Source organism: Pseudarthrobacter sp. CCNWLW207, from assembly GCF_037203945.1.
Lineage (GTDB): Bacteria > Actinomycetota > Actinomycetes > Actinomycetales > Micrococcaceae > Arthrobacter.
The window spans coordinates 80,293-93,576 of the sequence record NZ_JBBCBS010000003.1; the positions used below are offsets into that span (position 1 = coordinate 80,293).

Below are 13,284 nucleotides of genomic sequence, written 5' to 3' on the forward strand. Positions count from 1 at the left end.
AAGATCGCTCCCGCCGCCGTTCCGGTTACTTCTGTGGCGGCCACTTGAACGCCAGCCTTGCCAGGACCGCACCGGCCGCCACCCAGATACCCAGTACGAGGAACGTCAGCGGCAGGTTGTAAGTTGCTCCCGGCTCCACGGCCTCAAAACCGGCAGGCAGGAAGACGGACCGGAAGGCGCTCGCCGTCCACCGCAGGGGGAAGAAATTGCTGATGGACTGCAGCCAGTCCGGAAGCTGGGAGAACGGGAAGTACACCCCGGAGGTGAAGGACAGCAGCAGTACCGGCAGGACCGCGAGCGTCGAGGCGCTCTGGGCGGACTTGGGCAGGGCCGTGAAGGCTATCGCCACGGTGGCCCAGGCGGCCGTGGCGAGGACCATCAGGAGCGCCACGAGGCCCCACTGCCCTGCCTCCCGGGGGAGCGGCACGTCAAACAGGACTGTGGCCGCCAGCAGCAGGAGGGCGGTCTGGGCCACGATCAGGTAGAGCGTCTGGCCCGTCTTTCCGATGAAGTAGGAGGCGGCCGGCAACGGAGTCCCTGCAAGCCTCTTCACTGTGCCGTTGAAACGCTCGGTTGCCACATAGCTGCTGAGGTTCTGGAAGCCGCTGAGGATGGTGCTCAGGGCCAGCATGCCTGGCAGGTAATAGTGCGCCGGGGTGATGCCGCCCTGCCCGTTTGGATCCGCCCCGAAGACCGGTTCATCACCGAACACTGTGCCAAAAAGGGACATCATCAGGATCGGGAAAAACAGCACGAGGACCAGTGACAGCACATCCCGGTTAAATAGCTTGATCTCCAGCAGGATCCGGCCAACCCCCAGGCGCAGGACTGAGGGACGCCAGGCCGGGCGGCCGGCTACTGGGCCGGCGGATGCCGGCAATGCGGTGCTCATCGGAGGGCTCCTGTCCTGGAGTGTGTTGCCTTGTCCGGCGGTATCGCCTGGTCTGGCGAAGGTTCGGTGTGGTCCGGACGCCCGGCCTCATCGGCGGCGCCGATGAGTTGGAGATAGATGTCCTCGAGGCTGGGACGGACGACGGCGAGCTCCGCCGGCTCGGTTGCGCCGCCGTCGGACAGGGAGTGGACCAGCGCCGCGGGGTGCTCGGTCACCACTTCACGCAGGCCCGAGGCATCCCGCCAACGGACCCGCGGCACGCGGAGGCCGGGGCCTCCGATGTCCGCCGGGCTGCCTTCGGCGATCATCCGGCCGTGGTTTATCACGCCGATCCGGTCCGCCAATTGCTCGGCCTCGTCAAGGTAATGGGTGGTGAGCACAATGGTGGTGCCACCCTTGCTCAGCTGGCGGATAAGATCCCAAAACTGCCTCCGGGCCTCGGGATCGAATCCTGTGGTGGGTTCATCCAGGAACAGGACTTCGGGGTTGCCGATAATCCCGAGGGCAACATCAAGGCGTCGTCGCTGACCGCCCGACAGGGTGGAGATCCGGACGCCGCCTTTGCCCCCGAGGCCCACTGCTTCGATGACCTCATCCACCTTGCGGGGCGCGGGGAAACAGGCAGCCAGGGACCGCAGTGCCTCAGAGACCCGAAGTTCCCCGGAATCGGTAGCTTCCTGGAGGACGATCCCGATCCGGGCGCGGAAAGCTGGGTGGGCCTTCCATGGCCGCGTGCCCAGGACGCTCACCTCGCCGCCGTCCGGTTTCCGGTGTCCTTCAAGCATCTCGATCGTGGTGGACTTGCCCGCCCCGTTCGGACCTAGGAGGGCGTACGTTTCGCCGGTCCGGATGGCGAGGTCCAGATGGTCCACTGCAGTGAGGATGCCGCCTTTGGGCAACCTGTACGACTTGTTGAGGCCGCGGACGGTGATGGCATCAGGGGAGTGCCGCTCCGGGCCGGTTGAAGAGTTCATGCTTCCAGCGTGGCAGTCGGGGGCCAGCTGCCAACAGGTCCGGCCGGTTGAATCCTGTGTCCACCGGCCGGTGGACACAGGCAGGGAATCGCGTGTGCAGGAATCGCACGTACAGCCGGCACCGGAAAGGCCCCCGTCCGCGGAGTTCCCATGGTGGGTGCTCGCGGACGGGGGCCCGTTTGGAAGGGTCAGGATCCGTTAATGGACCGGCGGTCCAGGAAGGTCTGCAGCGGGATGGAATTCCGCTGGTCCGGAAGGATGAGCCACGCCGCGACGTAGAAGACCACGGCGGGTCCGGGGAGGAGGCAGAAGACCAGGAACGCGATCCGGACAAAGGCCACATCCACGTTGAGCTTGGCCGCTATTCCTCCGCACACGCCGCCCAGCCAGCGCTCGGGACCGCGTTTCAGGCCGAAGCCCCTGACGATGCTGAAAAACTTGTCCATGGTTCAAGACTTCCCTGTTGTGGGCTCGTTGTCACGTTTCCGTGCCGAGAGCAGCCCGCCAACCACCAACGCGGCACCGGCTCCGATCATGAGGCCGATCAGCACGTAGGTTCCGTTCAGGGTAACGACTCCCAGTTGGGCGATGATGATCAGGACGGCCAGTGCCAGGACCACGAGGCCCCAGACCACGGTTCCCACCCTGGTGGTTGCGGGAGCAATGGGGTCTGTTGTGGCGGATTCCGCCGTCGGCGTTTCCTTGGTGTATGAATCCGGTGCCGGATCAACGTTGCTCATGTCAGTTTCCTTCCTGGATGGTGACGTTGCTGAAGGTGCCGTCAATCTCGACCACCAGGCGGGCGCCGGGCAGGTCGGTGTTGTAGCTGCTCTCACGGGTGGTGATGCCGCTGCGGTCGTTGGCGCCGTCGTGGATGTTGCCCATCGTCATGTCGGCCTTGACGTCCACGGGGACGTCATCGGGGATAACCACGGTGACGTTGCTGGCGGTGATGTCCAGGGGAACAACGACGTCGGATGTCAGCGGGGCCGCCACGCCCAGGTCAGTAAGGTCAACAGTCCCGCGGCCGGCGGTGACGTCGAGTCCGTCCCTGGCCTGTTCAATGCTGGCGGGTGTCCAGTCAACCTGGGTGAAGCGGACCCTGTCGCCGTTGCCCACCACGTTGAAGATGCCGCCGATGATCAGCGCAACCACGGCAAAGAAGCCGAGGATCCCTGAGGTCCTTCCGCGCAGGCCGGCGAGGAGGATGCCGAGGCCCAGGACCGCTGCGGCGCTGGCCCAGACGATGGCGTTCGCGGAGTCGCCGAGGTTGATCACGTTGCCGGCGTCCAGGGCCTTGAGCCCGCCGCCGACCAGCAATGCTGTTCCGGCGGTGATTGCCACAGCAGGTGCACCAGGGCCGCCGGGGCGGACCTTGGCCGGGTGCGCCGGTCCCTGGGGCTGCTGGTAACCGCCGCCATAATTACCGCCACCGTAGTTGCCTCCACCGGGGAATCCACCGCTGCCGTAGGGCGGGGTGGGGCCGGAAGGTGGTGTCGGCGTATAGGGAGGGGTCCCGGCGGAACCGGAACCGGTATCCGTCGTCGAGTATGGCGAGGTGTACGGGGCGGTGGGGTATGCGGCCGCGAAGGCGGCACTTCCGTCGGCGCCGGCCGGCTGCGGTGTGGCGTTCATGGGAGCTCCATTCCGGACCTTGTTGCGTTGGGTCAGGTAGTAAATGAGGTAGATGGCGCCACCTACCCAGAAGACCGTCCAGACGAATCCGCCGAAGCCGTTGCGGCTCCAGCCCCAGAAGCCGCCGCCGAGCCCGGTGAGGCCCACAACAGTGGTGACCAACGCGCCGGTCATGCCGGTGGACCACCGGCCTGCACCGGCTTCCTGGACGTGGATCCGGCCGTCAGGTTCGGGGAGGAACGCCCACGCGAGGCCGTAGAGAAGGACGCCGATTCCGGCGAAAAGCGTGAGGACGATGAAGATGCCTCGCACAATCAGGGGGTCGATGCCCATCCGGTAGGCGATGCCGCTGGAGACACCGCCGATCCAGCGGTCCCGCCCGCGCTGGATGCCGTGGCTCCGGATCCAGGGGAAGAAATCGGTGGACTGGGCAGGTGGTTTGGCGCCGGTGTACTGGCCAGACGGCTGGCCTTGGTAGGGGCCGGCGTACGGTCCTGCGTAGGGTCCGGACTGTTCGCCGTAACGTGGTTGCTCCGGAGCGTCCTGTGACGGGGATGGCTGCGAATCCTGGGTGCTTTCCGTCCCAGGCATCAGTGGCTCGGTGGGGTGTTCGGTTCCGCGGGGCGGGAGCGGCTCGGTAGGGTGTTCGTCATCTGGGGTGGGGGTCTGCGAGTTCATACTTCGATCCTGCCGTCCGGCGCCGCCCCGCTCTACTGGGGAACACCCTGAGCCGTCCCTGAGATACCCCCGGTTCGGGCCCGAATCGGGTCCGGGGAACCCTGATCCGTGTTTGGATTGACACATGAGCACAGCCTTTACCCGCCCACCGCTGGTCCGCAGCAGCGACCGCATCATTGCGGGCGTGTGCTCCGGCCTCGCGGCGCATCTGGGCTGGCCGGTGAAGACCGTCAGGATCGGCATGGCGCTCGCAACCTTGGCCGGCGGTGCCGGACTGGCCTTCTACGCGTGGCTCTGGATCATGGTCCCTACTGCTGACGAAAGCGCTCGGCGCAACGCCAGGCGTCCGGCGTCGCCCATTGCCCCGGCGGTGAGTCTTGATCCGGCTTTCAGCGCCCGGCCGACCACAGCGCAGGCACAGCCTGCCGGCCACTCAGCCACGGGTGCTGCACTGCGCGGAACGCACGACGCCGGAGCTGCCGCCCCCGCCGCCGCGGGCGGCGCCGCTGCCAATGGTCCGGCTGCCTACAGCGCAGCGTGGTCGGCCCAGCCTTTGCCCGGCAACGGTCCGGCCACGACAGGTTACGGTGCGGCTGTGCGGCCGCCGTGGTTCCGGGTCCGCAGCATGCGGTACGGCAAGGAGGTCCTGCTGGGAGCCGGACTCCTCCTGGTGGCGGGCATCCTGATCGCGCAGCTCCTGGGTGTCGACGTACCCCTCGGGACGCTCATTCCTGCCGCGGCCGTGCTGGGAGGCGCTGCCATCGCCTGGATGCAGCTCGACGAGACCCGCCGCGCGGGGCTTGTGGACAAAACCAAGGCCGACCAGGCCGGTGGCTGGGCACGGCTGGCAGCAGGATTGGCCTTGGTGGTGGCCGGCGTGCTGGTGATGGTGTCCGGTTCAGGATCATGGGAACAGACGTGGCTGGCGCTGCTTGCTTCGGTGGCGGTACTGGGCGGTGTGGTGCTGGTGCTGCTTCCCTGGGCGCTCAAATTTTGGCGGGACCTGGAATCGGAGCGTGCCGGCAGGGTCCGCGAAACCGAACGCGCAGAGATCGCGGCCCACCTGCACGACTCCGTACTGCAGACCCTCGCCCTGATCCAGCGCCGGGCCGGCAACGAACACGATGTAGTCCGCCTCGCCCGGGCACAGGAGCGTGAACTCCGGGGCTGGCTGTTCCAGGACCCGGGCCGGGACGCAGGGCAGCTCTCTGACCGGATCAAGGCAACGGCGGCCGAGGTGGAGGACTTCCTGGGTAACGCCGTTGAGGTGGTGAGCGTCGGGGACACGGCCATGACCGAAGCCCACGAGGCCCTCGTCCAGGCCAGCCGGGAGGCGATGCTAAACGCCTCCCGGCACGGCGGCGGGTCCGTGTCCGTGTACCTTGAAGTCTCTGACGGCCGTGCCGAAGTCTTCGTCAAGGACCGTGGTCCCGGATTCGAACTCAACGATGTGCCCGAGGACAGGCTGGGTGTCAGGGAATCGATCATCGGACGCATGAAGCGCCATGGCGGGACCGCCTCCATCATCAGTACACCGGACGGTACTGAAGTGCGGCTTGGCCTGCCGGCGCTCCAAACGGACAACGCGGAAGGGAAATCATGAACAACGCACAGGCGACCGGACCCATTCGCCCCGCCCAGCCGGTCCGTGTGGTGATTGTGGATGACCACGCCATTTTCCGCTCAGGCCTCAAGGCAGACCTTGACGCGAGCATCCAGGTGGTGGGCGAGGCCGCCACAGTGGAGCAGGCCATTGCGGTGATCGCCCAGGAACGTCCGGAAGTGGTCCTGCTGGACGTGCACCTGCCCGGCGGCCTCGGCGGCGGCGGGCGTGAAGTCATTGCCGGCTCAGCCGCCCTCCTGGGCACCACGAAGTTCCTTGCCCTCAGTGTCTCGGACGCCGCGGAGGACGTGGTGGCTGTCATCCGGGCGGGAGCGCGGGGGTACGTCACCAAGACGATCTCCGGTGCCGAGATCACCGACGCTGTGTTCCGGGTGGCAGGCGGGGACGCAGTGTTCTCGCCCCGGCTGGCAGGTTTCGTGCTGGATGCCTTCGGTACCGCCCCGGCGGACATTGCCGACGACGAACTGGACAGGCTTTCTGCCCGCGAACTGGAAGTCATGCGCCTGATTGCCCGTGGCTACAGCTACAAGGAAGTGGCTAAGGAGCTGTTCATCAGCATCAAGACCGTGGAAACGCACGTGTCGGCCGTGCTGCGCAAACTCCAGCTCTCCAGCCGGCACGAGCTGACCAAATGGGCCGCCGAACGCCGCCTCCTCTAACCCAAAGATGCGCTATCACTTGTGGTCCCTGTAAGCCTTGATAAGGGACCACAAGTGATAGCGCATCTGGTGTCGGGGAGCGTTACTTGGCCTTGCCCAGGAAGTCCTGGAGCCGGGCAACGCCGGTGGCCAGGTCCTCGTCGCCCAAGGCGTAGGAGAGGCGCAAGTAGCCGGATGGGCCGAATGCCTCACCCGGCACCACCGCCACCTCGACCTCGTCCAGGATCAGCGCGGCCAGTTCAGCGGAGGTCGACGGCGTGGCGGTGCCTGCCGACGTCGGGAATTCCTTCCCCAGCAGCCCGCGGACGTCCGCGTAGACGTAGAAGGCGCCCTTCGGCGTCGGGCATTCCACGCCGTCGATGGCGTTCAGTCCGGCGACGATCGCCTTGCGGCGGCGGTCAAAGGCGACCTTCATTTCGTCGACGGCGGTCAGCGGGCCGGAGACGGCTGCGAGGGCTGCGATCTGCATGATGTTGGAGACGTTGGACGTGGCGTGGGACTGCAGGTTGGTGGCTGCCTTGATGACGTCGGCCGGGCCGATCATCCAGCCCACCCTCCAGCCCGTCATGGCATAGGTCTTTGCCACACCGTTGAGGATGACCACCTTGTCGCCCAGTTCAGGGGCGGCGGTGGCGATGGAGGTGAAAGGGACGCCGTCGTAGGTCAGGTGCTCATAGATTTCGTCGGTGACCACCCACAGCCCCTTGGCAGCGGCCCATTTGCCGATCTCGGCGACCTGCTCGGGGGAGTAGACCGAACCCGTGGGGTTGGACGGCGAAACGAACAACAGGATCTTGGTCCGGTCCGTGACAGCGGCCTCAAGCTGCTCCACGGTGACGAGGTATTCCTGCTCCGGACCCGCAAAGACCTCAACAGGGACACCGCCGGCGAGCCTGATGGCCTCGGGGTACGTGGTCCAGAACGGTGTGGGGACAATCACCTCGTCGCCCGGGTCAACCAGCGTGGCGAAGGTGTTGTACACAGCCTGCTTGCCGCCGTTGGTCACCAGCACCTGGGACGCGTCCACGGCGTAGCCAGAATCGCGGAGGGTTTTCTCGGCGATGGCCTTCTTCAGCTCAGGAAGGCCGCCGGCGGGGGAGTAGCGGTGGTACTTGGGCTGGCCTGCGGCTTCGATGGACGCTTTGACGATGTAGTCCGGCGTGGGGAAATCAGGTTCGCCTGCGCCGAAGCCAATAACCGGCCGGCCGGCCGCCTTGAGCGCCTTGGCCTTGGCATCAACGGCCAGGGTTGCGGATTCGGCAATGGCGGAAATGCGCTGGGAAACGCGGGCGGCAGACATGGCGGGTCCGTTCTTCGCTTACAGCTCGGTGGCTGAATGGTGGAATTCGACGTGATCTACTCTATGCTGTTCACCGGATCGTTCGGGTTGCCGGATTGGTTTTGTGACTGCAGGTCAGATCAACAATTCCAGCGGAACGGGGGTCCGGAATGTGGCTGGTTCGACGTACGCGAAGTTGTTGCGTAGACTGGTTCACCGGTGTTGAAAACACAGATGATGTCGTGCGCCCCAGTGCAAACTGCGGAAGTCCGTCAAAACGGTCGTTTTCGATCCATAGGGTAGTGGCGCAATTGGTAGCGCAGCGGTCTCCAAAACCGCAGGTTGCAGGTTCGAGTCCTGTCTGCCCTGCGCAAGCTGTTCCGGCGACAAGCCGGAGCAAGCGCAGCAACCATGGTTCTGATCAGGGCCGGGTAATCCAACATTGCAAAGATGAGCGAGGACCAGGTGACCGAAACAGCTGCCAGCAGCTCCAAGGGCCGCCCAGCTAAGAAGGCCGCCAAGGCAAACTTCTTCGCTCGCATTGCGCTTTTCGTTCGCCAGGTCATCGGTGAATTGAAGAAGGTTGTTGCACCAACCCGCAAGGAACTGATCAATTACACACTGGTGGTGCTGGTGTTCGTGGCCATCATGATGGTCATCGTCAGCCTGCTGGACATCGGTTTTGGAACCGCTGTCAGCTGGGTCTTCGGCGGGATCGCTCCCGGGGACCGCTAAGGCGAATCGTCCGCAGGCTGCGTGGTCTGGTCCGGGTAAACCGGAGGAGGCCACGACAGTGTGCGGAATTGAGCCATTTAAATAGGCATGTTAGGCAATGAGGAAGCAGGAGACCAAGTGTCTGAGCAGGAGCTCGAGGTAACCGAGACTGAGCTGGAAGAGTCCGCGGACGTCACGGCAGGAGCCGGTGAAGAGTCCGAGGTTGAGTCCGCTGCGTCCGAATCCAACTTCGCCGATTCTGACGATGCTGATGATTCCGACGACCACTCTGACGCTTCAGAGGCAGACGTTGACGGCGACGACTCCGACGAGGAATCGGAGGAGGCAGACGCCCTCGCCGCCGCGGCCGCCAAGGCCGAGGTTGATCCCGCCGAGGAATTCAAGGCCAAACTGCGCCGCCAGGAGGGTGACTGGTACGTCATCCACTCCTACGCCGGTTACGAAAACCGCGTGAAGGCCAACCTTGAGACCCGCATCCAGACCCTGGACATGGAAGATTACATCTTCGAAATCCAGGTGCCGATGGAAGAAGTCGTTGAGATCAAGAACGCCCAGCGTAAGGTCATCAACCGCGTCCGCATCCCCGGCTACGTCCTGGTTCGCATGGACCTGACGGACGCCTCCTGGGGCGCCGTCCGCCACACTCCCGGCGTTACCGGCTTTGTGGGCAACGCCCACAACCCCGTGCCGCTGCGCCTCGATGAGGTCTTCTCCATGCTCGCCCCGGTCTTCGAAGAAGAGCAGGCCGAGAAGGGCAAGCCCGTCAAGCACGCTGCCGCCCCGGTTGACGTTGACTTCGAGGTTGGTGAATCCGTCATCGTCAAGGAAGGTCCGTTTGAGACCCTCCCGGCCACGATCTCCGAAATCAAGGTGGAATCCCAGACCCTCGTGGTGCTCGTCTCCATCTTCGAGCGCGAAACCCCGGTCACCCTGGCGTTCAACCAGGTCACCAAGATCTAGCACCACTACAGAATTCGTTCCGGCGCTGCCCGCTTAGCAGGTCCGGAACGGCCGGCCGCCTCGCCATGGCGGCCAAAAACCTGAGGCACGCTCCTGTGTCCCAGGACATTATTGAGAGAAGGACCCTACATTGGCTCCCAAGAAGAAGGTCACCGGCCTCATCAAGCTGCAGATCCAGGCAGGTGCCGCTAACCCGGCTCCGCCGATCGGTCCTGCGCTTGGCCAGCACGGTGTCAACATCATGGAATTCTGCAAGGCGTACAACGCTGCCACAGAAGCCCAGCGTGGAAACGTCATCCCCGTTGAAATCACGGTTTACGAAGACCGTTCATTCACGTTCATCACCAAGACCCCGCCGGCTGCAGAGCTCATCAAGAAGGCTGCAGGCGTTGCCAAGGGTTCACCCACCCCGCACACCGTCAAGGTTGCGAAGCTGACGCAGGCCCAGGTCAACGAGATCGCCACCACCAAGATGGAAGACCTCAACGCCACGAGCCTCGAAGGCGCAGCGAAGATCATCGCCGGCACCGCCCGCTCCATGGGTATCACCGTCGAGGGTTAATCCCCTTCCGCTGCCAGGGCGTTGGGTTCGGGAAACCGATCACGACGGCGGGCGGCACCGCCGGGAAACCGGCACCACTGCCGGAGAACCGGCACAAACCGTAATGTTGGAATCCGCGTACACCAGCCGGATCACCAACTGTGGCAGGGCCCAGCGCGGTCCGCAGACCACAACTGCACAAGGAGAAATAAGCAGCATGGCAAAGCGCAGCAAAGCATATGAGGCAGCAGCCGCCAAGATCGACGCGGAGAAGTTCTACGCGCCGTTCGAGGCAGTAACGCTCGCCAAGGACACCAACCCGTCCAAGTTCGACGCCACCGTTGAGGTCGCTTTCCGCCTCGGCGTTGACCCCCGCAAGGCTGACCAGATGGTCCGCGGCACCGTCAACCTGCCCCACGGCACCGGTAAGGTCTCCCGCGTCCTGGTTTTCGCAACGGGCGACAAGGCTGAGGCAGCAATCGCAGCCGGCGCCGACTTCGTTGGTTCCGATGACCTGATCGAAAAGATCGCCGCCGGCTGGACTGACTTCGATGCAGCCGTAGCCACCCCTGACCTTATGGGCAAGGTTGGCCGTCTTGGTAAGGTGCTGGGTCCCCGTAACCTGATGCCGAACCCGAAGACCGGCACCGTCACCCCGGATGTCGCGAAGGCTGTCAACGACATCAAGGGCGGCAAGATCGACTTCCGCGTCGACAAGCACTCGAACCTGCACTTCATCATCGGCAAGGTTTCGTTCGACGCCATCAAGCTGGCCGAAAACTACGCCGCAGCACTGGAAGAGGTGCTTCGCCTGAAGCCGTCCGCTTCCAAGGGCCGCTACATCCAGAAGGCCACTGTGGCCACCACGTTCGGTCCGGGCATCTCCGTTGACCCCAACGTCACCAAGGTCCTGACCGAGGTCTAATCCTCAACAGCGCCTGCTGCCGGACCTGTCCGGCACACAGAGAGACCGCCCGGCATCGCGCCGGGCGGTCTCTTTGCTTAAGCCCGCACCCTCGACTAAATCCTGCGGATGGCTAGGCTGGGGGCATGACCGCCCTGGCCATCACCGCTGTTCAGATCCCGCCAACGCCCGACGGCGGCACCCCGGCTGCAGAGGGAAGTCCGGACGGTGCCGCGGACTTCCGTGCCTGTCAGGCCCTTCGTGAAGCGCACGAGCAGGAGAAATGGGGCAACCTTGACCGCTGCCTTACTCCAGCCGAGGCCATGGAGTTCTGGCGCGGCAACGAGTACGAGGAACGGCACCTCTTTGCCGCACGGCTCGGCGGAGAGCTGGTGGGCCTGTGCTCGGTCACGCTGCCCCTGCGGGAGAACACGGCCAGTGCCGGGATCGATGTCCTGGTGGCCCCGGCCTACCGGCGCTGCGGGTGGGGGAGGCGCCTGCTGGAGTACGCCGAGTCCGTTGCGGCGACGCGGGGCAGGACGTCGCTGGACGCCTACTGCGAGATCCCGCTGGGGCTGGCAGAACGCCCAGGAACCTTGCTGCCGGCCAAATCAGGCGCAGGTGGGCTCCCGCGGGACGAGGCTTCAACTGCCTTTGCCGCCGATGCCGGGTATGAGCTGGAGCAGGTGGAGCGGTCCAGCCGGCTCTCCTTACCCGTTCCTGCAGAGCGCCTGGAAATGCTCGAGACCGAGGCGTCCGCCCACGCACTGGACTACAAGGTTCTCACCTGGACGGAGTCCTGTCCGGAGGAGTTCGTCGTTGAATACTCAGCCCTGAAGGCCCGAATGAGCACCGATGTGCCCACGGCCGGGTTGGACTGGGGCCCCGAGGACTGGGACGCGGCCCGGGTACGGGAAGAGGAAGAAACGCTGGTCCGCAGTGGTGTACAGGCCCTGGTGGCCGCCGCGATGCACAGCACATCCGGCAGGCTGGCGGCCTATACCGTCCTGAATTGGCGCCCGGAGGTTCCTGCGACGATCATCCAACAGGACACGTTGGTGTCTGCAGAACACCGGGGACACCGCTTGGGAATGCTGGTCAAGCTCGCGAACTTGCGTCTGGCACAGCAGCTCTGGCCCGCCGCGCGGTCGGTCCTTACGTGGAATGCCAGCGAAAACCAGCATATGCTGGCGATAAATATTTCGCTTGGATTCAAGCCTGCTGGCTATGAAGGTGAGTGGCAGAAACGGCTGGGATGATGCCCCTTATGGCAAACGACGTGAAGATCGAGCAGCTGTGGATCCCGGATTCGCTGGACGCACCGGACGCGGCGGACTTCCTGGCCGCCGTCGAGGTGGGCCGCAAGGTCCGGATGCAGACCTGGGGCACTGACGATCTGGCGTATGCGCCGCTGGAGAAACTCCTGGAGCTTGAGGACCCCTACGAACGCCAGATCATCCTGGTGGCAAAGGTCGACGGTGAGATCGTTGGTACCGTTGATATCGCCCTTCCACTGGCCGATAACCTGGACCTGGCCGAGTTCACGCTGGACATCCTGCCCGAATTCCAGCGCCAGGGCGTTGGCCGGAAACTATTGCTCGCCGCCGAACACCTGGCGCGGGCTGAGGGCCGGACCATGATCCTGGTGGATACCAACCACCCGGGTGCTTCACTGCACGAGTTCGAGAAAGCCCAGCTGGTCCCCGGATCGGGCCAGGGCTTTGTTCCACTGGAGAGCCGCGAAGTCGAGTTTGCCCGCAAGACCGGGTATACGCTGCAGCACATTGAGCAGTTCAGTTCCTGCGCCCTGCCCCTGGACACCAAGCTCGTGGCCGACCTCCAGGCGGAGGCGGACGCCGCCAACAACGGCCGGTACCGCCTGCATCACTGGACGGACCGCTGCCCGGACGAGTGGCTGGAGGCGGTGGCCGTGCTGGAGAACCAGGCGGGCGCCGACGTTGACCCATCGCTGCAGACCCCTGTCGAGCAGGACATGGTGTTCGACGGCGGCATCCTGCGTGAGGCGGAAGAGGCCACCATTGCCCAGGGTCGCCGGACGGTGGTTACGGCTGTTGAGCACCTTGCCACGGGCGCTTTGGTGGGCCTGACCACTATCAGCGTCCTGGCCCACCGCGCCGACGTAGTGTTCCAGGACGACACCCTGGTGCTCCAGGAACACCGCGGGAATAAGCTGGGGCTGCTGATCAAGGTGGCCAACATGGAACGCCTCACCGAGCAGTTCCCGGACGCGAGGGTCATTTATACCTGGAACGCCCCGGAGAACAGATACCTGCTGACCGTCAACAAGCAGCTGGGGTTCACTACGGCGGGGGTGACGGGCATCTGGCAAAAGGAACTCCCGCAGTTGGGCGCCAGCAAGAGCTGAACCTTCGCTTTGCACGA

14 protein-coding genes and 1 tRNA gene are annotated in these 13,284 nt (G+C 64.7%); 9 read left to right on the top strand and 6 right to left on the bottom strand.

Annotated features, from left to right (window positions below; translation table 11 throughout):
• Positions 1–25 precede the first annotated feature (25 nt).
• The 5 genes from V9L17_RS06070 to V9L17_RS06090 form a co-directional block, all read right to left on the bottom strand.
• On the bottom strand, positions 26–892 hold the full coding sequence (locus V9L17_RS06070; RefSeq protein ID WP_337350839.1) for an ABC transporter permease: 867 nt from the start codon (positions 890–892) through the stop codon (positions 26–28).
• Complete coding sequence (locus V9L17_RS06075) at positions 889–1,866, bottom strand: ABC transporter ATP-binding protein (protein ID WP_337350840.1); 978 nt, start codon at positions 1,864–1,866, stop codon at positions 889–891. The genes V9L17_RS06070 and V9L17_RS06075 overlap by 4 nt, the downstream gene beginning before the upstream one ends.
• A 188-nt stretch (positions 1,867–2,054) precedes the next feature.
• Entirely contained in the window at positions 2,055–2,312 is a 258-nt protein-coding gene (locus V9L17_RS06080) for a PspC domain-containing protein (protein ID WP_337346852.1), read from the bottom strand.
• Positions 2,313–2,315: 3 nt separating this feature from the next.
• Positions 2,316–2,606, bottom strand: coding sequence for a hypothetical protein (locus V9L17_RS06085; protein WP_337350841.1), 291 nt, complete (start codon positions 2,604–2,606; stop codon positions 2,316–2,318).
• 1 nt (position 2,607) lies between these two features.
• Complete coding sequence (locus V9L17_RS06090; RefSeq protein WP_337350842.1) at positions 2,608–4,179, bottom strand: PspC domain-containing protein; 1,572 nt, start codon at positions 4,177–4,179, stop codon at positions 2,608–2,610.
• 124 nt (positions 4,180–4,303) lie between these two features.
• Between V9L17_RS06090 and V9L17_RS06095 the strand changes: the two genes are divergently transcribed.
• Both V9L17_RS06095 and V9L17_RS06100 read left to right on the top strand, forming a co-directional pair.
• A complete protein-coding gene (locus tag V9L17_RS06095; protein ID WP_337350843.1) occupies positions 4,304–5,782 on the top strand; it encodes an ATP-binding protein in 1,479 nt (492 codons plus the stop codon).
• Positions 5,779–6,462 (top strand): response regulator transcription factor, encoded by a 684-nt coding sequence (locus V9L17_RS06100; RefSeq protein WP_337346856.1) that lies wholly within the window; start codon positions 5,779–5,781, stop codon positions 6,460–6,462. The genes V9L17_RS06095 and V9L17_RS06100 overlap by 4 nt, the downstream gene beginning before the upstream one ends.
• A gap of 82 nt (positions 6,463–6,544) precedes the next feature.
• Here V9L17_RS06100 and V9L17_RS06105 read toward each other — a convergent pair whose 3' ends face one another.
• Positions 6,545–7,762: a pyridoxal phosphate-dependent aminotransferase gene (locus V9L17_RS06105; protein ID WP_337350844.1), complete on the bottom strand. Its 1,218-nt coding sequence runs from the start codon at positions 7,760–7,762 to the stop codon at positions 6,545–6,547.
• Positions 7,763–8,037: 275 nt separating this feature from the next.
• Between V9L17_RS06105 and V9L17_RS06110 the strand changes: the two genes are divergently transcribed.
• From V9L17_RS06110 to V9L17_RS06140, 7 genes are all read left to right on the top strand, one after another.
• Positions 8,038–8,110, top strand: a tRNA-Trp gene (locus V9L17_RS06110).
• 81 nt (positions 8,111–8,191) lie between these two features.
• Positions 8,192–8,476, top strand: a complete 285-nt coding sequence (gene secE / locus V9L17_RS06115; RefSeq protein ID WP_337346858.1) for a preprotein translocase subunit SecE — start codon at positions 8,192–8,194, stop codon at positions 8,474–8,476.
• Positions 8,477–8,593: 117 nt separating this feature from the next.
• On the top strand, positions 8,594–9,436 hold the full coding sequence (nusG, locus tag V9L17_RS06120; protein WP_337350845.1) for a transcription termination/antitermination protein NusG: 843 nt from the start codon (positions 8,594–8,596) through the stop codon (positions 9,434–9,436).
• 130 nt (positions 9,437–9,566) lie between these two features.
• Positions 9,567–9,998: a 50S ribosomal protein L11 gene (gene rplK / locus V9L17_RS06125; protein WP_024365990.1), complete on the top strand. Its 432-nt coding sequence runs from the start codon at positions 9,567–9,569 to the stop codon at positions 9,996–9,998.
• Between the two features lie 196 nt (positions 9,999–10,194).
• Positions 10,195–10,902, top strand: a complete 708-nt coding sequence (rplA, locus tag V9L17_RS06130) for a 50S ribosomal protein L1 (protein WP_337346860.1) — start codon at positions 10,195–10,197, stop codon at positions 10,900–10,902.
• A gap of 125 nt (positions 10,903–11,027) precedes the next feature.
• Positions 11,028–12,140 (top strand): GNAT family N-acetyltransferase, encoded by a 1,113-nt coding sequence (locus V9L17_RS06135; RefSeq protein ID WP_337350846.1) that lies wholly within the window; start codon positions 11,028–11,030, stop codon positions 12,138–12,140.
• A gap of 8 nt (positions 12,141–12,148) precedes the next feature.
• Complete coding sequence (locus V9L17_RS06140; RefSeq protein WP_337346862.1) at positions 12,149–13,267, top strand: GNAT family N-acetyltransferase; 1,119 nt, start codon at positions 12,149–12,151, stop codon at positions 13,265–13,267.
• The last annotated feature ends 17 nt before the right edge of the window (positions 13,268–13,284 follow it).